At 66.5% G+C, this 19,886-nt stretch carries 18 protein-coding genes and 2 pseudogenes; 13 read left to right on the top strand and 7 right to left on the bottom strand.

Annotated elements, in window-relative coordinates; genetic code table 11:
- The 3 genes from cydB (at window position 1) to NI18_RS07440 (ending at window position 2,105) form a co-directional block, all read left to right on the top strand.
- The gene (gene cydB, locus NI18_RS07450; RefSeq protein WP_037529132.1) at window positions 1–1,140 is read left to right on the top strand and encodes a cytochrome d ubiquinol oxidase subunit II; all 1,140 of its coding nucleotides are present in this window, start codon (window positions 1–3) and stop codon (window positions 1,138–1,140) included.
- A 28-nt stretch (window positions 1,141–1,168) separates the two neighbouring features.
- The gene (gene cydX / locus NI18_RS23125) at window positions 1,169–1,291 is read left to right on the top strand and encodes a cytochrome bd-I oxidase subunit CydX (RefSeq protein WP_031440400.1); all 123 of its coding nucleotides are present in this window, start codon (window positions 1,169–1,171) and stop codon (window positions 1,289–1,291) included.
- 103 nt (window positions 1,292–1,394) lie between these two features.
- The gene (locus tag NI18_RS07440) at window positions 1,395–2,105 is read left to right on the top strand and encodes a Crp/Fnr family transcriptional regulator (protein ID WP_037529129.1); all 711 of its coding nucleotides are present in this window, start codon (window positions 1,395–1,397) and stop codon (window positions 2,103–2,105) included.
- A 28-nt stretch (window positions 2,106–2,133) separates the two neighbouring features.
- Here NI18_RS07440 and NI18_RS07435 read toward each other — a convergent pair whose 3' ends face one another.
- Together NI18_RS07435 and NI18_RS25535 are read right to left on the bottom strand one after the other, a co-directional pair.
- A complete protein-coding gene (locus tag NI18_RS07435; RefSeq protein ID WP_052149058.1) occupies window positions 2,134–2,730 on the bottom strand; it encodes a hypothetical protein in 597 nt (198 codons plus the stop codon).
- A gap of 242 nt (window positions 2,731–2,972) precedes the next feature.
- Window positions 2,973–3,308: a hypothetical protein gene (locus NI18_RS25535; RefSeq protein WP_159510654.1), complete on the bottom strand. Its 336-nt coding sequence runs from the start codon at window positions 3,306–3,308 to the stop codon at window positions 2,973–2,975.
- On the opposite strand from NI18_RS25535, the gene NI18_RS23120 reads away from it, so the two are divergent.
- The 3 genes from NI18_RS23120 (at window position 3,280) to NI18_RS07420 (ending at window position 8,100) form a co-directional block, all read left to right on the top strand.
- Window positions 3,280–5,748, top strand: coding sequence for a PAS domain S-box protein (locus NI18_RS23120; RefSeq protein WP_198526954.1), 2,469 nt, complete (start codon window positions 3,280–3,282; stop codon window positions 5,746–5,748). The genes NI18_RS25535 and NI18_RS23120 overlap by 29 nt on opposite strands.
- Window positions 5,749–5,767: 19 nt before the next feature.
- Window positions 5,768–6,382 carry a response regulator gene (locus NI18_RS07425; RefSeq protein WP_037529128.1) on the top strand — a complete coding sequence of 205 codons (615 nt, stop codon included), beginning with the start codon at window positions 5,768–5,770 and terminating at the stop codon, window positions 6,380–6,382.
- Window positions 6,383–6,459: 77 nt separating this feature from the next.
- Window positions 6,460–8,100 carry a Na+/H+ antiporter gene (locus tag NI18_RS07420; protein WP_192008583.1) on the top strand — a complete coding sequence of 547 codons (1,641 nt, stop codon included), beginning with the start codon at window positions 6,460–6,462 and terminating at the stop codon, window positions 8,098–8,100.
- 15 nt (window positions 8,101–8,115) lie between these two features.
- Here NI18_RS07420 and NI18_RS07415 read toward each other — a convergent pair whose 3' ends face one another.
- Window positions 8,116–9,102, bottom strand: a complete 987-nt coding sequence (locus NI18_RS07415; protein ID WP_249403322.1) for an alpha/beta fold hydrolase — start codon at window positions 9,100–9,102, stop codon at window positions 8,116–8,118.
- Window positions 9,103–9,336: 234 nt separating this feature from the next.
- On the opposite strand from NI18_RS07415, the gene NI18_RS07410 reads away from it, so the two are divergent.
- Window positions 9,337–10,752 (top strand): coniferyl aldehyde dehydrogenase, encoded by a 1,416-nt coding sequence (locus NI18_RS07410; RefSeq protein ID WP_037529143.1) that lies wholly within the window; start codon window positions 9,337–9,339, stop codon window positions 10,750–10,752.
- Window positions 10,753–10,789: 37 nt separating this feature from the next.
- Here the strand turns inward: NI18_RS07410 and NI18_RS07405 are convergent, their stop codons facing one another.
- From NI18_RS07405 to NI18_RS07390, 4 genes and pseudogenes are all read right to left on the bottom strand, one after another.
- Window positions 10,790–13,156 carry a TonB-dependent receptor gene (locus NI18_RS07405; protein ID WP_052149057.1) on the bottom strand — a complete coding sequence of 789 codons (2,367 nt, stop codon included), beginning with the start codon at window positions 13,154–13,156 and terminating at the stop codon, window positions 10,790–10,792.
- A 47-nt stretch (window positions 13,157–13,203) separates the two neighbouring features.
- Window positions 13,204–14,448: an MFS transporter gene (locus tag NI18_RS07400; protein ID WP_157840498.1), complete on the bottom strand. Its 1,245-nt coding sequence runs from the start codon at window positions 14,446–14,448 to the stop codon at window positions 13,204–13,206.
- A 106-nt stretch (window positions 14,449–14,554) separates the two neighbouring features.
- Window positions 14,555–15,633 (bottom strand): annotated as a pseudogene (locus NI18_RS07395) (LLM class flavin-dependent oxidoreductase).
- Window positions 15,630–16,523, bottom strand: coding sequence for an aldo/keto reductase (locus NI18_RS07390; protein WP_037529124.1), 894 nt, complete (start codon window positions 16,521–16,523; stop codon window positions 15,630–15,632). Before NI18_RS07390 ends, NI18_RS07395 begins: the two are co-directional and overlap by 4 nt.
- 43 nt (window positions 16,524–16,566) lie before the next feature.
- On the opposite strand from NI18_RS07390, the gene NI18_RS07385 reads away from it, so the two are divergent.
- The 6 genes and pseudogenes from NI18_RS07385 to NI18_RS26630 form a co-directional block, all read left to right on the top strand.
- Entirely contained in the window at window positions 16,567–17,643 is a 1,077-nt protein-coding gene (locus NI18_RS07385) for a Gfo/Idh/MocA family oxidoreductase (protein ID WP_037529140.1), read from the top strand.
- Window positions 17,644–17,715: 72 nt separating this feature from the next.
- Window positions 17,716–18,015: a putative quinol monooxygenase gene (locus NI18_RS07380; protein ID WP_031394383.1), complete on the top strand. Its 300-nt coding sequence runs from the start codon at window positions 17,716–17,718 to the stop codon at window positions 18,013–18,015.
- Window positions 18,016–18,123: 108 nt separating this feature from the next.
- Window positions 18,124–18,639 (top strand): RNA polymerase sigma factor, encoded by a 516-nt coding sequence (locus NI18_RS07375; RefSeq protein WP_031440388.1) that lies wholly within the window; start codon window positions 18,124–18,126, stop codon window positions 18,637–18,639.
- Window positions 18,640–18,675: 36 nt separating this feature from the next.
- Window positions 18,676–18,918 carry a hypothetical protein gene (locus NI18_RS22180; RefSeq protein WP_128082122.1) on the top strand — a complete coding sequence of 81 codons (243 nt, stop codon included), beginning with the start codon at window positions 18,676–18,678 and terminating at the stop codon, window positions 18,916–18,918.
- Window positions 18,870–19,610: a FecR domain-containing protein gene (locus tag NI18_RS07370; protein WP_052149055.1), complete on the top strand. Its 741-nt coding sequence runs from the start codon at window positions 18,870–18,872 to the stop codon at window positions 19,608–19,610. The genes NI18_RS22180 and NI18_RS07370 overlap by 49 nt, the downstream gene beginning before the upstream one ends.
- A pseudogene (locus NI18_RS26630) lies at window positions 19,607–19,886 on the top strand (hypothetical protein); the annotation flags it as partial. The gene NI18_RS07370 and the pseudogene NI18_RS26630, both read left to right, overlap by 4 nt.

Genomic DNA, 19,886 nt, shown 5'->3' with positions numbered 1-19,886 from the left:
ATGTTTGACTATGAGACGCTGCGCATATTGTGGTGGGGGCTGATGGGGGTGTTGCTCATCGCCTTTGCGCTGACCGACGGGTTCGACCTCGGGGTCGCCACGCTTCTGCCGTTCGTCGCACGGACCGATTCCGAGCGCCGGATGGTGATCAACTCGGTCGGTCCGACCTGGGAGGGGAACCAGGTCTGGTTCATCCTGGGTGGCGGCGCGATCTTTGCCGCCTGGCCGTTCGTCTATGCGGTCAGCTTTTCCGGCTTCTACCTCGCGATGTTCCTCGTGCTCGCGGCGCTGATCCTGCGACCGGTCGGGTTCAAATACCGGTCGAAGCGGCCGGATCCGCGGTGGCGGTCCGGGTGGGACTGGGCGCTGTTCGTGGGCGGTGTCGTGCCTGCGCTCGTCTTCGGGGTCGCGGTCGGCAATGTCCTGTCGGGGGCGCCGTTCCGGCTGGACAGCGATCTGCGCGCCTTTTTCGACGGCAGTTTCCTCGGGCTGTTCACGCCCTTCACGCTGATCTGCGGCCTGTTGTCGGTCGCGATGCTGGTCCTGCACGGCAGCGCGTGGCTGGCGATCAAGGTCGAGCATGGCCCGGTCCATGACCGCGCGACGCGGTTCGGGACGCTGGCCGGCATGCTGTCACTGGTCCTGTTCGCGGCCGGCTGGGCGTTCGTCGCCTGGACCGATATCGGGTTCCGCATCGTCGGGACAATCGAGGCGGCGGGGCCGTCCAATCCGCTGCGCACGACGAGCGAAATCGCTGCGGGCGCATGGCTGGCGAACTATGCACTCCATCCCTGGATGATGATCGCTCCGCTGCTGGGATTCGGCGGCGTGGTGGTCGCGCTGATCGGGATACGCCGACGGATCGAGAGTGCGGCATTTGCGGGATCCTCGGCATCGGCGGTGGGGATCATCGCGACCGTCGGGCTGTCGATGTTCCCCTACATCCTGCCGTCCAGCATCGATGAGCATTCGAGCCTGACGGTCTGGAATGCGTCATCCTCCGAAAAGACACTCGGGATCATGCTGTTCGTCACCGCCGTCTTCCTGCCGATCGTCCTCGCCTACACCGCATGGGCCTTCAAGCTGATGTGGGGCCGCGTCACGGCGCACGAGGTCGCGACCAATCCCGATTTCTACTGATCACTCCGTGCGGCAAGGACGATAGATAATGTGGTATTTCAGTTGGGTATTGGGCCTCGGCCTTGCGCTGGGCTTCGGAGTGCTGAACGGCATGTGGCATGAATTCTCGTTGCCGGCCGATGACGAGATCGACGTACCGGACATGCCGTAGACAGTGTCGGGCAACATATCTTGCCCGGCCCGTCCGGCGATATTGACCAGTCGGCGCCGAATTGATGCGGTCAATTCGGCGACCGGGCGCTATATCTGCCGTCATGCTTGCTGCAACCATCTGCGTCGACTGTGCAGTTCGCGATCAGTCGCTCTGCGGAAGCCTGACCAATAGCGAACTGCATGCGCTCAATACCCTGGGTCGGCGGCGGATCGTGCGGCGTGGCGAGACGCTGATCTGGGCGGGTGAGGACAATATCCTGTGCGCCAATCTCCTGTCGGGCGTGCTCAAGCTCGTCGCATCGAGCGGTGACGGTCGCGAGCAGATCGTCGGGCTCCTATACCCCGCCGACTTTGTCGGGCAGCCCTATCCCGGGCAGGCCGATTTCAGCGTGTCGGCGCTGACCGACGCGGAAGTGTGCATCTTTCCGCGGGCGTCGTTCGAGCGCGTCCTGACCGATCATGCGCGGATGGAGCGGCTGTTGCTGCAACGCACGCTTGCCGCGCTCGACGAAGCACGATCGCGCATGCTGACGCTCGCGCGCAAATCGGCGAGCGAGAAGGTCGCAGGGTTTCTCGTCGATATGGCGACCCGTGCCGCGGCGACCGGTTGCAGGGGAACGCCCAGCGGGCCGGTCACGTTCGACCTCCCGCTTTCGCGGGGTCAGATCGCCGACATATTGGGTTTGACGATCGAAACCGTCAGCCGGCAGATGACGCAGCTGAAGACTCGCGGCGTCATCGGCTTGCCCGGCGGACGAGCCATCACCATTGTCGACCGCGACGCTCTCGCGGCGCGCGCCGATCCGGCATAGCGACGCCGGGACCGACAGCAGGCTGTGCTCAGGGTGAAGTGCTACGCGCCAGGCTGTCGGTCAGCCGCATCCTGGCGGCGCGCGTGAGGCGGGCATGCCCCAGGGTCAGGATCGACAGCTCGGTGAAGTCGGTGGCACGCCGGCAGCCGTCGAAGAAGCATCGCAACATATAGCCGAGCATGTCGGGCGCGAACCGGTCGGCTTCGATCGAACGCGGATCGAGTGCGACGATGAGATCCTGTGCGTAGACGGCGTCGGTCGCGCGGTGTGCGGCGACATGATCGAGCAACACGCCGATCAGCGGCTGGGACGGGGTTCGCCGGAACAGCGTGTCGAGCGTCGGCTCGAGGCCATCGTCGCACCGTTCGGTCACCAAGGCCAGTCGCGCACAGATCCAGTCCGCATCACGTGCCGAGGGCCTGACGGGCAAGCAGTCGGCGCAATGTTCCAGAATGCTGCACAGGCTGCGCAGGTCGGCATGCGCGGACAGCAGCTCCGCGAGATCGTCGTCGCGGATGACATGCCAGTGACGACACGCTGGAACCGGGGACGACTCGCCGTCGCGTGATGCCCGATCGACGCGCTGCGCCTTGCCGTCCTGCTTCGTGCCGTGCCCGTCCGTCATGCCGGCTCCTCCGGTTATCGCTCTGCCCGTTATGGCGAACCGTGGCATTGATCGTCGTCAAAGGGGCAGGGTGCCGGTTTGAGGCGACCGCGACGCCAGGGCGCGGACTGATATTTGGTGACGTTTACCGATGCTTAGGCGCGCCGGCCTATCTTTGGACGGGTCGCCCCGTCGTTCCGAAGTCGCGGGATGGACGCATTTTCACAGCTGACCATAATGGTGGAACTGGCCATCATTATGGGTCAATATATTTGCCAATAAGCTAGGTAATAATACAGTATTGGCATATACTTGCCGGATAGCATGGAGACTTCAACGCAAGACGATTCCGTTTCGACAATGAGCCAGCCGGGCCGTACTGTGGCCGGGTTGTGCATCGCGGCTGTCTTTGCGTGTGCGACGGTCCCGATGATCGGGTGGATGCTGCGGATTCCCGTGCTGACGACGTTCGGTTTGGTCGAGCCAATGCCGCCGTTCGGCTGCATTGCCTTTGCCTGCATGGCGGCGGCGACCCTGATATTGTCACGCGGACATTCCAGTCGCCGGGCCATGCCGCTGCTCGCCGTGCCGATCGCCATTGGTCTTGAGCGCCTGTTCGTCCAACTGGTCCTGCCGGCCGGGAGCCATGGAATCGATGGGTGGCTGTTTGCGGACGATGTCCGGACAGCCTTTGATCGCGCGATGACGGGGCCGGGCATTGTCGCCGATCTCATACTCGTCGCATTGCCCGTCGCGATCGGCGCAGCCGCGGCAAATACCCGCTCCTATGGACGGCTGGCGGCGGCACTCGCAGGCGGCAGTTTGGTGACTGCAAGCACAGCCTTATTGTTGATCCCGATGCTCCCGGCCCTGCATGCGACCGGGTGGCATCTGTCGTCGACGTCCCTGCCATCCGCGATCGGCGCGATGCTGCTGGCCCTGGGGGTACTTGCCTGGCGAAGTGATATTCTGGACGAGCCCGGTGCCTGGTCGCCCGAATGGCACATGTTGCGACTTGTTCTGCCGCTGCTGCTGGTCGTACCGGTGCTAGCGCCGCTCGTGGAAATGGCGAGCATCGAGCTTGCCGGGGTGTCTGCGGTCTGGGGCGAACTGCTGACCGTCACGCTGAATTTCGTGGTGGTCAGCGCGCTCGTCACCTGGACGGTGCGGAGCGCAGCGCGGCATCGCGCCGCGTTGTCCGAGCTGACCGAGGCATTGAACGCCGCACCGATGGCGCTGGTCGATACCGATGACCGGATCATCCACTGGTCGCGCGGGTGCGAGGAATTATACGGGTGGCGTGCGCACGAGGCGCTCGGCAGGCAGAAGCATGTACTGCTCGCGTCGCGCACCGCCGACGGCAGCTTGGCGACGGGCTGCCCGCATGCCGATGGCGAGCGTGAACTGATCGAGCGCCGACGCGACGGCAGCGCGGTGCACGTGATCGAGCAGGCGCGCAGGGTCGAGAAGCTGGCCCGTGCGCCGGCCCTCGTCCTGTCGATGACCGATATCAGCACCCGGCTCGAGATCGAGGCCGCGCTGCGCAAGAGCGAGGAGCGTCTCGCGCTCGCCAGCAGTGCGCACGAGATCGGGGTCTTCGAATGGGAAATCGCAACGGGGGCGCTGACCTGGACCGCAGGGTCCGAGCAGCGTCTGGGGCTGCCCGCGGGAAGCCTGCACGATTATCCGAGCTGGGCGGCGTTGATCGACCCGGACGACCTGGCGGAGGTCGAGCGCACGATCGCCGAAACCGTCGGCATGCGCGCACCGCGCATCAGTTTCACCTATCGATTGAGACTGCCCAACGGCACGCAGCGTTTCCTCGAAGGCTCTGCGCGCTGCTTCTACGATCAGGCAGGCGCGATGGTCCGGACCACGGGAATCACGCTGGACATAACGCGGCACGAGGAGCGCGAGGCGGCGCTTCGCGTGCGCGAGGCGCAGCTGCGGTCGATCCTCGAAACCGTGCCCGACGCGATGATCGTGATCGACCAGGCCGGCGCCATCCGCTCCTTCAGCGCCGCCGCCGAACTCATCTTCGGCTATAGCGCCGCCGAGGCGATCGGATTGAACGTGCAGACCCTGATCCCGGGCGAGCGCGAGGCGTGGCAGCAGGGGTATTTACGGCGTTATCCGGCCTCGGGCGATCGGCGTGGCGTTGGTCATGGCCGGCTCACCACCGCGCGGCGCGCGGACGGAAGCAGCTTCCCGGTAGAGCTGCATGTCGGCGAAGCGCTGGTCGACGGCGAACGCGTGCTGACGGGGTTCGTCCGTGACATTTCGGAACGGATCGCCGCGGAAGAGCGGCTGAGCCTCGTCCGGCGGGAATTGATGCAGGTCATCCGGTTGAACGCGGTCGGCGAAATGGCTGCGGCGCTCGCGCATGAACTCAACCAGCCGCTCGCTGCGATCGCGAACTTCGTCACGACCGCCGAATTGCTCCTCGACAGCGGCGCCGGCATGGATGGCGACCGGCTCAAGGCCACGTTAATATCGGCGAACGCGCAGGCCCTGCGGGCAGGCGACATCATCCACCGGCTTCGCGAGTTCATCGCCAAGCGCGAGTCCGAGATGCGGATCGAGCCCGTGGAGGCGACACTGCGTGAGGCCGTCACGTTGCTGACGTCCGGCGGACAGCATGCCGATATCGAGCTGAGCTTCGCGCTGTCCCCCGACGCCGACTTCATGCTCGCGGATCGGATCCAGGTGCAGCAGGTGGTCGTCAACCTGCTCCGCAACGCGTTCGAGGCGTTGGCGACATCGCCCGACGGCGCGCGCGGCGTCCTCATCGAGGCGCGGTTGAACAAAGCGGCGCTCGTCGAGATCAGCATCTGCGACAATGGTCCCGGCTTGCCCGATGCGATCCTGTCGCGGATGTTCACGCCCTTCACGTCATCGAAGGGGGAGGGGGGCATGGGCTTCGGCCTGTCGATCTGCCGCCGGATCGTCGAAGCGCATGGCGGGGAGCTGGTCGGCTTCAATGCCCCGGGCGGTGGCGCCTGCTTTCGCTTCACCGTGCCGCATGTCTGTTTGGAATAAGCCGTGAAAGGATGTCTGGATGCGTACCGTCTATGTCGTCGACGATGACGACGCCGTCAGTGCATCGGTGCAGGGGCTGCTGTCGACCCGTCCGAACCTGCTGATCCGCGGCTTTCGCTCCGGGGATGCGTTTCTGGCCGAGCTCAGCAGCCTCGACCCGGGTATCGTGCTGCTCGACCATCATATGCCCGGAACCACCGGGCTCGAGGTGTTGCGAAAGCTCGTGCCGTTCGCACCGCATTTTGCGCCGATCATCCTGACCGGGCAGGGCGACGTGCAGCTCGCGGTCGAGGCGATGAAGGCGGGCGCACTCGAGTTTCTGGAAAAGCCGTGCGATCCGCACATCCTGCTGCGCACGGTCGATGAAGGTTTTGCGCGGCTCGAAACCGAAACCGCGGCGGCGGACCGGACCCAGGCGGCGCGTCAGCGGATCGCGCGGCTCTCGATGCGCGAGACCGACGTGCTGATGGGACTGATCGACGGCCAGCCGAACAAGGTGATCGCGCATGCGCTGAGCCTCAGCCCGCGGACCGTCGAGATCTACCGCGCCAATCTGATGGACAAGCTCGGCGTGCGCAGCCTGTCCGAGGCGCTTCGGATCGCCTTTGCCGCCGGCCTCGTGACGGTCGACTGACGATCGTTCGGTCCAAGGGGGTGTCGTTTGTGGCGTGTGCCGGTTAGGAAGGACCTGACGCCAAGCGGGAGTATCTTTTGGAAGCTGTATCGATCGTTCTGTTCCTCCTGCTCGCGGTAGTCCTGAGCGGGTCCATTTCGCGAATGCTCCCCGTGCCGGTGCCGACGCCTCTGGTGCAGATCATGCTCGGTGCGGTCATCGGTATGTCGACGTCGTACCGGGTCGCGCTCGATCCCGAACTCTTCCTGCTGCTGTTCCTGCCACCGTTGTTGTTCCTCGATGGCTGGCGGATCCCCAAAGACGAGCTGCTCAAGGACATTTCGACCGTGGTCGAACTGGCGCTGGGGCTGGTCCTGATCACGGTGATCGGCATGGGGCTGTTCATTCACTGGATGATCCCGGCGATGCCGCTTGCCGTCGCGTTCGCGCTGGCCGCGGTCGTCTCGCCGACCGACCCGATCGCGGTCTCGGCGATCGCCGCACGCGTGCCGATCCCGAAGCGGATGATGCACATCCTTGAAGGGGAATCGCTGCTGAACGATGCGTCGGGCCTCGTCTGTCTGCGCTTCGCGATCGCCGCGGCGCTGACCGGATCGTTCTCGCCGTCCTCCGCCGCAATCAACTTCGTCTGGGTGGCCGGCGCAGGGATCGTCGTGGGCGTCGGCCTGACGCTCGCGGTCACGCGCGCCAAAGCCTGGGTATCGCGGCGGTTCGGCGAAGAATCGGGGTCGCAGATCCTTGTCAGCCTGCTGATCCCGTTCGGTTCCTATCTCCTCGCCGAACATCTTCACGCGTCGGGGATTCTCGCGGCCGTCGCGGCGGGCGTGACGATGACCTATGCCGAGATATCGCGTCAGGCGCTGCCCAATACACGGATGCGGCGCAACTCGGTGTGGGACACGATCCAGTTCGCGCTCAACGGCATCATCTTCGTGCTGCTCGGCGAACAGCTGCCGGCGATCCTTGCGGGTGCCAGGACGACGGTCAAGATGACGGGGCATGACAGCACCGGCTGGCTTGCCGCTTATGTCCTCGCGATCGTCGCCGGACTCGCCGCCCTGCGGTTCGTCTGGGTCTGGGTGTCGTTGCGGCTGACACTGCTGCGCCGACGCTATCGCGACGGGGTGACCGTTCACAGCCCGGACTGGCGGGTGGTCGCGGCGATGTCGCTGGCGGGTGTCCGCGGGGCGATCACGCTGGCGGGCGTCCTGACGATTCCGCTCGTGCTCGACGACGGCACCGCGTTTCCGGCGCGCGACCTCGCCATATTCCTGGCCGCTGGGGTGATCATCGTGTCGCTGGTGCTGGCGAGCGTCGGCTTGCCGATCCTCCTCAACGGCCTGACGATGCCGCCCGAGCCGTCGCTGCTCGCGGAAGAGGACGCGGCGCGGGTCGCGGCGGCGGAAGCGGCGATCCGCGCGGTCGAGCGGTCGCAGCATGAGCTGGCCGAACGGATGGGCGACGGCGATTTCTATGCGGCGGCGGGCGGCCGGGTGATGGACATCTATCGCGACCGGATCGACAGCCGCAGCGGTTCTGCCAAGGCGTCCGCGGCCGCGCGTGTGCAGGACCGGATCGAGCGGGACTTCAAGCTCGTCGCGCTCCAGGCGGAACGCAGCACGATCGTCGATCTCGCGCGCGATCGCCGGATCGGCAGTGCGACGATCCGCAAGCTGGTCCGTGAACTCGACCTCGTAGAGGCCCGGTATCGCAGCTGACGGTCTGCGAGGGCCTCAGACGGGAGCGCCGGGCTTTCTCAGCGTGGAAAGCCATGCGACCACGTCATCGGGTCGTGTCACGGGGATCATGTGGCCGCCTGCGACCAGCGTGAGCGCTGCGGCGGGACAGGCGTTGGCGAGACCCTGGCCGTGGGCCAGCGGATCGAGCACAGCGTCGTCGCGTCCGAACAGGATCGCGGTCGGGACAGACAGCGAAGGATAGCGGTCGACCATCGCGGGCAGATCGGCATTTGCCGCTGCGAGATCTGCCGCCGCTCCGGCAAAGGCCGATGGACGACCGATCAGCGCGCCGCCGCCGCGTGTCGCGAAATCGTCGGGTACCGGATCGGGTGCGAAGACCATGCGCGCGCCGCTGGGTCGCGCGAGCAACGCCGCGGGCGTGGCGACCGTCCATGCCAGCGCGCTGCGCATCGCTCGCGTAGCGATGGCGCGCGTTGCGACGATCTGCGGCACGGTGGCGAGTGGCTGGGTCAGGGGTGCGATCAGCGCGAGCCCGCCAACCTGCCGCGGATGATCGAGCGCCAGCGCGAGCGCGATCGAGCCGCCCAGCGAGTGGCCGACGACGAGCGGCCGGTCGAGCCCCATCGCGGTGATGAACGCCGCGACATGCGCGGCTTGTGCACGGATATTGGCCTGCGCGATCGGCGCCGAATAGCCCGAGCCCGGGCGGTCGATCAGGATCACGCGGTGATCCGCACTCAGTCGGTCGAGCAACGCATAGCCGAAGTTGCGCATCTGCCCGCCAAGCCCGTGGATCATCACGATCGCCGGGCCCGTTCCACGTTCGAGGTAATGCACGCGTCGCCCGTCGATATCGATGAACCTGCCGTCGGCGGGCACGCGGCGTTCCACGCGGTTCGCCGCTAGCCTGGCAAACAGCGCAAGACCGGCCACCACACTGAGCGCGAGACCGGCTGCACGCGCGGCCGGATGGCGAGGCGGCGTGGGCGCCGCGCGGTTGTTCTCTTTCATATGCGTCATCCGCCGACACATAGATTGCGCCGACAAGTCCCGCCAAGCCTCCGGCACGTTTGGAATAACCGCCCGCGAGCGCCAGTTCGCGCGGACCCCATTTCAGGAAGGGGGGTGAGCCGCTCTATCATCTCGTCGATGTTGCATGGGCGGTATGCAACCCGCTTGCGAAGCGGCAGGCGCAGGCGGCATGACGCTAATATTGGAACCGGGCCGGGCGGGTGCGCCGGATGGGAGATGGTGATGACCGACATGATGGCGATCCTGGCGGCGCAGCGGGCGGCGTCGATGGCGGCGATGCCCGAGCCGCTGTCGGTCCGTAAGGACCGACTGAAACGGGCCGCGGCGATGATCCGCGAGTCCGCCACACGGTTCTGCGATGCACTGTCGGAGGATTTCGGTCACCGGAGCCGCGAGCAGTCGATGATCACCGACATCGCCGGATCGATTGCGCCGATCACCCATGCGATCAAGCATCTCGACCGCTGGGCGAAACCGGAGCGGCGCGCGGTGCAGTTTCCGCTAGGGCTGCTCGGCGCGAAGGCCTGGGTCGAATATCAGCCCAAGGGCGTGGTCGGGGTGATCGCGCCGTGGAATTTCCCGGTCAACCTCATCATGGCGCCGCTTGCGGGCATCTTCGCGGCCGGCAACCGCGCGATCGTCAAGACCAGCGAATATACCCCGGTCACGGGTGCGCTGTTCGAGGAGCTCGTCGGGCGGTATTTCGCGGCGGACGAGCTCGCCTTTGTCGGTGGCGGGCCGGAGGTCGGGAAGGCGTTCGCCAGCCTGCCGTTCGACCATCTGCTCTTCACCGGCGCGACAGGGATCGGGCGCCATATCCTCCACGCTGCCGCTGACAATCTCGTCCCCGTGACATTGGAGCTGGGCGGCAAGTCGCCAGTGGTGATCGGTGACGGGACGGATATCGCACGCGCGACGGAGCGGGTGGCGCTTGGCAAGATGCTGAATGCCGGCCAGATCTGTCTCGCGCCCGATTACATGCTGGTCCGCGACGCGGACGAGCCTGCGGTGGTGGCCGGGCTGACCGCAGCGGCGAGCGCGATGTATCCGACATTGCTCGACAACCCGGACTATACGTCGCTGGTCAGCGACCGTCACATGGCGCGGTTGAACGACTGGCTCGACGATGCCCGAACCAAGGGCGCGCGGGTCGAGATCGTCAATCCGGCGGGCGAGGACCTCAGCGGTGCGAACACGCGCAAGATGCCGCTCCACATCGTCCGCGACGCGACCGATGACATGATCGTGATGCAGGAAGAGATCTTCGGCCCGGTCCTGCCGATCCGTCGTTATGACGATATCGACGACGCGATCGGCCAGATCAACCGGCGCGACCGGCCGCTTGCCCTTTATCACTTCGGCAGCGATGCGGGCGAGCGTCGCCGGTTGCTCAATCGAACCGTGTCGGGCGGCGTCAGCCTCGACGACGTGATCCTCCATGTCTCGATGGAGGATCTGCCGTTCGGCGGCATCGGCCCGTCGGGCATGGGCGCCTATCACGGCGCAGACGGGTTCCGTACGTTCAGCCATGCCCGCGCGGTCTTCCGGCAGGCGCGGTTCGACGTCGCCAAACTGGCTGGCCTGAAGCCCCCCTATGGTGCAACCGCGCGCAAGGCCGCCGCGCGGCTGATCGGATGAACCGCGCGTCCAACCGGTCCGCCGCGGCCAGCGGCGGTCAGAAGTCCTTGCGCAGCAGCAGCCCGGCGTAGCGCTGGTCGTCACGCGGGACGAACCGGACCGTCCCTGCGAACGTCCCTGCGGTGAGGAACGACGAATAGGAGGTGTTCGTCAGGTTCTTCACATAGGCGCGCAACTGCCAGCCCGACTGGTCGCTGAGCAGGGCGACGCTCGCATTCCAGATCGCATAGGCGGGCTGCACGGTGCTCGGCGTCTGCGCCAGCGCATATTGCACCTTGCTGCTGAACGTCACGTCGCTCTGCAGTTCGAGTGCTAGGCTGTCGCTGAGCCCGAAGCGGTACGCCGCATTCTCATAGAGCTTGATATTGGGGGCATAGGGAAGCGGCTGGCCGTCGATGTTGCAGCTCGTCGGCGCGCCGGGCGGGCAGAGGAAATTGCGCACCGTTGCGTCGGTATAGGCGGCCGAGATGTCGAGCGTCAGCCCCTTGGTCGGGCGCAGCGTCACGTCCGCCTCGGCACCGCGCGACCGCACCGAGCCCGCGTTGATCAGGCGGCTGACCTGCGCGCCGGCGACGACGTCGTTGAAGCTTGCCTGATACCCGTCGAAGTTCGTCGTGAACGCGGCAAGGCTGTAGCTCAATGCACGGTCCGCGGTGCTGCCCTTCAACCCGACTTCGTAGGAGTTCGACGTCTCGGGGCTCAGCGGGACCTCGTCGAGCGGCGTCGTGGCGTTGAGCGACCGCATGTTGAAATACACGTTATAGGCCGGCCCCTTATAACCGCGCGAATAGGTGAAATAGGTCTGCGCATGATCGCCGAGATCATATTGGAGACCGAGCCGGTAGCTGTCGCCACGCCGATCGAGCCCGTCGCTGGCATTGTGATAGGCGCGCACGCCGGGGCGATCGAGCGCCGCTGCCCCGGTATTAAGGGGATCTGCGGTCGACGTGCGGACATGGTAGAAGTCCAGGCTGTCCCAGGTTGAACGATAGCCCGCGATACCACGGAAGCGCGGGGTGAAATTGACGTTGGCCTCGCCGAACAGCGCGAAATTGTCGTTGGTGATGCCGTAGTTCGCGACACCCGTCGTCGTGCTGCGCGCGCCACCAGCGGCGAGCGACGTCAGCGTCCGCTGATAGGTCTCGTCGGTGGTGGCGTGGAGATAATAGGCGCCAAGCACGTAATCGATCAGCCCGCCCTTGGGCGACGTGAGCCTCAGTTCCTCCGAAAACTGCTTGGTGTTGACGTGGCCAGTATCCTGACCCGACGGGAAGGCGGTCGATAGCGCGGCGACGCTGTCATAATCCTGACGTTGCGTGTTCAGCCACTGCCGCCAGCCGGTGATCGAGGTGAGGTGATAGTCGCCGAGCGTGAGGTCGCCCGTGAACGAGCCGCCGTAATTCTCGTCGCGCACGTCGGTGATCGTATCGTTGTTCGTGCGGCGGTTGCTGGCGTTCGCGCGGATGCCGCTTGCCGTGAGCGCGGCGGCCAGGTCGGGCGAATTGGTGACAGTGCCGGTGGGGTAGGCGGTCCGGCTGGTGCTGGCATAGACGCTGGTCGGGGTGGTATCGTGCGAATTGAGATAGTCGCCGATGATCGTGAACTTCAGTGCGTCCGACGGCGTGATCACCAGCTTGCCGCGCGCACCGTAGCGCCGATAGCCGTTGACGTCGTCGTTGCGGGCGACGTTGCGGACATTGCCCTTGAAGTCGTCGTAAAGGCCGCCGATCAGCGCCTGGACCTTGCCGGGCACGATCGCACCCGAGATGCCGGCCTTGATCCGGTATTCCTCGTCCGACGTGACGCCGGCTTCGCCGAACATCCGGAATTCGTCGGTCGGATTGCGCGTGACGATGTTGACGACGCCCGCGGACGCGTTCTTGCCGAACAGCGTGCCCTGTGGGCCACGCAGCACCTCGATCCGCTCGACTTCGCCCAGATCGAGCGTCGACTGGCCGGGGCGGGTGAGGACGACGCCGTCGAGCACGGTCGACACCGACGGCTCGACGCCTGGCGAGGTGGTGATCGTGCCGACGCCGCGAATGAAGATCGTCCGGTCCTTGTTCGACGCACCGCTGCGAAAGCCGACCGCGGGGATCGTCGCGGCGATGTTCTCGACGGTGTTCAACTGGCGTTCGGCGAGGGACTGTCCGCTGACGGCGGTGATCGCGATCGGTACGGACTGAAGGCTTTCGTTGCGAAAGCGCGCGGTGACGACAACGTCTTCGCCGGTGTCGGCGGCAGGCGTCGCCGCCTTGGGCGTCGCGGTTGTCGGCGCCGGGGCCGTGTCCTGAGCGAATGCGGCGTGGCGAAGGTCGCAAGCGCGGTGCCGGCCAGCAGCGCCACATGGCGTGGATCGATCATGATATCCCTCCCGAAGATGATGTCGTCTTTTAAATCCCATTCAGCCGATGGGTATATAGATCTGGATGCAGACGCATCGTATCAGCTTTAGTGCCCCTCGACCGGGCGCAACCGCGGCAGCAGCAGCTGGATCCAGCCGACCGCGAGCAGATAGGAGACGCTGGCGAACAGGAACAGCGGCAGGTAGCCGAGCCCGGCGGTCAGGACGAGGCCGGCGACCTTGGCGATCACCATACCACCGACATTGCCGCTGAACGAGCCGAACGCGGTGACCCGGCCAAGCTTGTCCTGCGGGACGACGTCGGCGATCAGCGCGAACAGGTTGGTCGAGAACGCCTGGTGCGCGGCGAGCGTCAGCGCCATCAGCGCGATCGTGACGGGATAGCTGCCGACGTAAAGCACGAGTGGAACGGGCAGGACGCAGAGTGCGGCGGCGAGCAGGATGCCCTTGCGGACCGCGTTGACGCTGTAGCCGAGGCTGAGCAACCGGGTCGCCACGCCGCCGCCGAGCAGCGAGCCGACCGCCGCGCCACCATAGGCAATCGCGAGCGGGACACCGAGCGCGACCCCGCTCAGCCCATATTGGCGGTGGAAGAAATCGGGCAACCAGAAGAGCATCAGCCACCAGGTAGCGTCGGACAGGATCTTGGCGATCGCGATCGCCCAGGTCTGGCGGTTGCGCAAGATCGGGCCGTATTCGCCGACCGGTGCCGCGGCATCTGCGGCGCCCACGGGCTGCGAGGTGAAGTGCAGGCGACGGGTCGCGATCAGCCAGACCGCCGCCCAGACGAGCCCGAGCGCACCTGCGACGACGAACGTCCCCCGCCAGCCGACGAGCAGCGCGACGCCCGGAATGGCCAGCGGCGCCAGAATCGCACCGATGCTGTTGGCCGCATTGGTCGCGCCGAACCCGCTCGACCGCCAGTTCTTCGGCAGCACCGACGCGATCGTCTTGATTCCGGTCGGCGTGCCCATCGCCTCGGTCGCGCCCAGGCTCACGCGGATCATCACGAACTCGGTCATCGATCGCGCCCAGCCATGCGCCATCGCGGCGATGCTCCACGCCGCGACACCGATCGGGTTCGCCCATTTCACCCCGAGCTTGTCGACGATCCAGCCAGTGAACAGGAATGCGAACGCCGCGCCGCCCTGGAACCAGGCGGCGAGCGTCCCGTAATCATCGTCGCTCCAGCCGAGATCGGCGGCGATCGTCGGCTTCAGCACGGCGATGATCTGACGGTCGACGAGGTTGAGGATGCCGGCGGTGACGACCAGCGCGAACAGCAATGTGCGGCCACGGGTGCTGAGTTGCGCGACGGTCTTGATGGGCAAAGTCATAGCGGGCCAGCATGGACGAGAGGACGATGGATGCGAGCCATTTTCTCTTGTCCGCGTCGGTTATTTGATTTCAATCGGTCTCAGCGGGCAGGTCTGCGTCCTAGACGACCAAGGGACCATGCTCGATCCGCGGCAGCACGTGGCGGGCGAACAGGTCGGCCTCAGCGGCGTGCGGATAGCCCGACAGGATGAACGCATCGATCCCCTCGGCCCGGTAGGCGTTGAGCTTGGCGAGCACCTGGTCCGGATCGCCGACGATCGCGGCACCGCATCCCGACCGTGCGCGGCCGATCCCGGTCCACAGATTGGCCTCGGCATAGCCATCGTCGGATCCCTCGCGCAGTTCGGCCTGGCGACGGACGCCGGCGGACTGAGAATCGAGCGAACGCGCGCGGATCGCCTGGCCTTCGGCATCGTCGAGCTTGGACAGCAGACGATCGGCCGCGGCGCGGGCTTCCGCCTCGGTGTCGCGAACGACGACATGGACACGGTAGCCGAAGCGCAGCGTGCGGCCGTGACGTGCGGCGCGCGCGCGCAGGTCGGCGATGATCGCACGGACGCCGTCCATCGTGTCGGGCCACATCAGATAGACGTCGCATTGGTCGCCGCGGCCTCCCGCGCCGCCTCGGACAGGCCACCGAAATAGAGCGCGGGACAGCGCCCGGACACGGTGGTGGTCCGCGGAGGATCGAGCTTCAGCTTCCAGAAGTCGCCGTCATGGTCGAGCGGCTTGCCGTCGAGCAGCGTACGCAGGATGTGCATCGCCTCGACGGTGCGCGCATAGCGCGGCGCGCTTGCGAGCGTCTCGCCGGGCAGGTCGCTGGAGATGATGTTGATCGCCAGCCGACCGCCGAGCATCTGGTCGATCGTCGCGATCTGGCGGGCGAGCTGCGGTGGCCAGCTTTCGCCGATCCGTACCGCCATCAGCAGTCGCAATCTCTTGAGCATCGGTGCGATCCCCGCGGCAAACGCGGTCGTGTCGATGCCGAGCGTATAGCCCGAGGGCAGCAGGATATTGTCATATCCGGCCGTCTCGGCCTGCATCACGATGTCGCGACAATGCTCCCAGCTCGATTTCAGCGCGGGGTCGGGGACGCCGAGAAATTCGTAATCATCGTCGCACAGCGCGGAAAACCAGCTGATCTCGCAGGGCGGGAGGCTTGCCGACGGATCGATCATGGCAGCGAGACACCCATGCCGGCCTGCAGCACCGCATACCATTCGCTGCGGGTCCATTCGACCTTGTACGCATCGGCCGAGGCTGCGATCCGCGCGGGGGTCTGCGAGCCGACAATCGGGATGATCCGCGCCGGATGTGCCATGATCCACGCCAGGGTCGCGGTCGCGGCGTCGACGCCGTAGCGCGCGCCATGCTCGGCAAGCAGCGTTGCCGCCGGGTGATCGCCCTGCGCCAGCCGACCGCCGCCAAGCGGCGACCATGCCATCACCGCGACGTCGTGCGCCATCGCCTGATCGAGCGTGCCATCGAACAGGGGCGCGGTCTGGAGCGGCGAAAACTCGGGCTGGGTGCTGACGATCGGCAGGCCGAAAAACGCCTGCAACGCGGCGAATTCGTGGACGCTGTAGTTCGAGACGCCGATGCTGCGCACCTTGCCCGCGTCGATCATGCGCGTCAGCGCTGCGGCGACCTCCTGCGGATGGGTCATGAAATCACGGCGGTGGATCTGGTACAGGTCGACCTGCTCGATCGCCATGCGCGTCAGCGACGCGTCGAGGGCGTCGGCCAGATACTCTGCACTGGAATTATACGGAATGCCGGGACGGATGCCCGCCTTGGTCGCGATCACCATCTTCGCGCGCAGGCTGCGGTCCTCGGCCAGCGCGCGCCCGAACAGCGCCTCTGCCGAGCCGAAGCCCGCCGGGACGTCGCAGCCATAGATGTCGGCGGTGTCGAAGAAGTTGATTCCCGCACCCAGCGCCGCATCGATCATCGCGCGGACCGGCGCGGTTTCTCCGGCCAGCCGCCACATGCCCCAGGCTATCGGCGAAACAAGGATTTCGCTCTTGCCGAGCGGGCGAAGGTCGTTGGAAAGGCGGATCGTCGTCATGCCGACGGCTCATGGCATAGGGATAGACAGCTTGGTAGCCACGATCAGATACGGTGTCGTCGGAACGGGCATGATGGGCGTCGAACACATCCGCAACCTGGCGATCCTGCCCGGTGCGGAGATCGTCGCGATCGCGGATCCGGTCGCGACCTCGATCGACTGGGCGACCGAGGCGCTCGGCGACCGGGCCGATGACGTCGCGCGGTTCGACTCGGTCGAGTCGTTTGCGAAGCGCGCCGATGTCGATGCGATCGTCATCGCGTCGCCGAACAATACGCACCGCGACGTGCTCGAGCAGCTGTTCGCGATGGACGCCGCGATCCTGTGCGAGAAGCCGCTGGCGACGACGATCGACGATGCGCGGTGGATCGTCGAGCGTGCCGCCGCACACGCCAAGCCGTTCTGGACCGGGATGGAGTACCGTTTCATGCCGCCCGCAGCCGCCTTTATCGAGCAGGTCCAGGCGGGCCGGGTCGGCCGGTTGCAGATGCTGTCGATCCGCGAGCACCGCTTTCCCTTCCTGCCCAAGGTCGGCGACTGGAACCGGTTTGCCCGGAACACCGGCGGGACGATGGTGGAGAAATGCTGTCACTTCTTCGATCTGATGCGGCTGATCGTCGGGTCGGAAGCGGTGCGAGTCCATTGCTCGGGCGCGATGGACGTGAACCATCTCGACGAACTTTATGACGGCGAGCGCCCGGACATCATCGACAACAGCTATACGACGGTCGATTTCGCGAACGGCGTGCGGGCGATGCTCGATCTCAGCATGTTCGCCGATGGTGCGGAGAATCAGGAGGAGATGTCGGCGACGGGCGATGCGGCGCGGCTTGACGTGCTAATTCCTGCAGGCGAGCTCGTCTATTCGCCACGGGTCGGATTTCTCAACCCCAAGGCGGTCGAGCGCAGTCATGTCTCGGTCGATCCGGCGGCCCGGGCAGCGGGCTCGCACGAAGGTGCAACCTATTATCAGCACGCCGCTTTTGCCGCCGCCGTGCGCGGCGAGGGACCGGTACAGGTCACCGCGGAGGATGGCCTGCGCGCGGTCGCGATCGGTACCGCCGCGGAGATCAGCGCGCGCGAGCACCGGGTCGTGACGATGGCGGAACTGGGCGTCTGACACGGCCGCGGGGTTGCGCGCCATCCGCCGGGCGCGCACAGGCTGTGGCGAAATCACGCCCAGGAGGTCGATATGCCCGTTAAGGTCATTGCGTTCGTTTCCGTCAAGCCCGGCCATGAGGAGGCGTTCATCGACGCCGCCCGCATCTGCGCCGCGGCGTCGCGGAATGAACCGGGGGTGCTCCACTACGATCTGTGGCGCGAGGCCGATGGCGACCGGCGTTTCGTGTTCAACGAGCTGTATGTCGACGATGCCGCGGTTCAGGCGCACATGGCGTCCGACCATTTCAAGGCGCTGGGCGTGGCCTCGCGCGACCTCGCCGCCGCGCGACCGACGATCATCGCGACGCATCCGGTCGACGTTGCAGGCTGAGGCAGCACCGCGGCAAGGGCGCGCGCATCCGTGAGGGGCTAAAGCGCGCCGTCTGCGGCCGCGCATCCGCCATGGTCGTGACGTTTTCTCTTACGGTATAGGCGACGGATGGACACGCAGGGTCTGGAGGCCGTCTTCCTCGCCAATCGCGATACGCTGCTCCGCTTTCTGTCGGCGCATGGCGCGGGGGATGCGGCGGAAGACCTTTTGCACGAGCTCTGGATCCGCGTGCGGACGCCGCGCGGCGGGCCGATCGCGGCGCCGCTGGCCTATCTGTACCGCGCGGCGCACAATCTCATGCTCGACCGTCATCGCGCGGTCCGGCAGGCCGCCCGACGCGACAATGACTGGAGCGACGCGGTCGGCGCCACGGTCGCGGGCCAGTCCGATGCGCCATCGGGTGAGCGCGTGCTGATCGCGCGCGAAGAGGCGCGGATGGCGGCGCGCGCGCTGGAGGCGGTCGGTGAACGCGCCGCGGCGGTGTTTCGCCGCCACCGGATCGACGGGGTCGCGCAACGTGCGATCGCGGACGAGATGGGCGTGAGCCTCAGCACCGTCGAAAGTGATCTGCGGCGAGCCTATCGTGCGATGATCGCGTTGAAAGGGCGGCTCGATGAGGTTTGAGGCGAACGTCTCCGTCAAGCCAGTCAGGAGGCCATGATGGCGCAGGACGACACCGCATTGGACGCACAGGCGCTCGACTGGATCGTGCGGACGGGCGATCCCGCATTCGACGACTGGCCCGGCTTCATGGCGTGGATGGAGGCGGACCCGACGCATGCCCCGCGCTATCATGCGCTGAACGCCGCAATCGATGATGGCGTCGCACTGGCGCGCGCACCGCAGGGGGGGCGGTGGCGCCGCCGATGGCCAGCCCGTCACGACGCGCGCCGCAGCGGATAGGACGGTGGGCCGGCGGGGCGATCGCCGCATCGCTGGCGGTCGTCGCCGGCCTTTCGGTCTATGAGCGCCGCCCCCAACCCTATGCCGTCGAGGCGGCGCCGGGGGCCGCGCGGACGATCCTCCTCGCTGAGGGAAGCCGGATCATGCTCGCCGGCGGGTCCCTCGTGACGATCGATCGACGTGATGCGCGCATCGCGACGCTTGATCGTGGCGAGGCGATGTTCGTCGTCGCGCATGATGCGGCGGATCCGTTCGAGGTCCGGGTCGGCGAGACGCGCCTGGTCGATGTCGGCACGGCCTTCGACGTCAAGCGGACCAGCGACGGCATGCGCGTTGCCGTGTCCGAAGGTGCGGTCGACTACGATCCGGGTCCGAACGCGATCCGGATGACGGCGGGGCAGGGTGTGGTGGCCACGCGCGGCGGTGTGATGCGGATCACGGTCGATGCCACGGCGGTCGGATCGTGGCGCGAGGGGCGGCTGGCGTTCGAAAATGCGCCGATGACCGAAGTCGCGGACGATCTGTCGCGAACGCTGGGCATCACGATCGCGGTGGCACCGGAGATCGCCGATCGCCGCGTCCGTGCGACGATCGCCACGGCCGGGCTCGCGCGTGACCCCATGCCGCTCGCCGCACTGCTCGACGTGACGATGCGGCGGTCCGCACAGGGTTGGACGATGTCGGCACGGTGATTCGGGGGGGCGTGGTCTTCGTCGTCGCGGTGGCGATCGCCGGGCTGACCGCTGCGTCGGCTGCGGCGGGGCCGGTATCGCTCGACCTGCGCGCGGGCCGTCTGGGCGATTCCGTCATGGCACTGGGGCGGCAGGCGGGGGTCAGCATCGCCGTCGACGACCCGGTTCTGTGGGCACGACCCGTCCCCGCGATCCGGGCCGCTTTACGGCCCGGCAGGCGCTCGCAAAGCTCGCACGGTCGACGGGGTCGACGATACGGTCCGCAGGGGCCGGGGG

This window comes from Sphingomonas sp. Ant20 (genome assembly GCF_000783375.1).
Taxonomy (GTDB): domain Bacteria; phylum Pseudomonadota; class Alphaproteobacteria; order Sphingomonadales; family Sphingomonadaceae; genus Sphingomonas; species Sphingomonas aerolata.
Note: the sequence above shows the minus strand (reverse complement) of the source record. Positions and strands in the feature narration are given on the sequence as shown.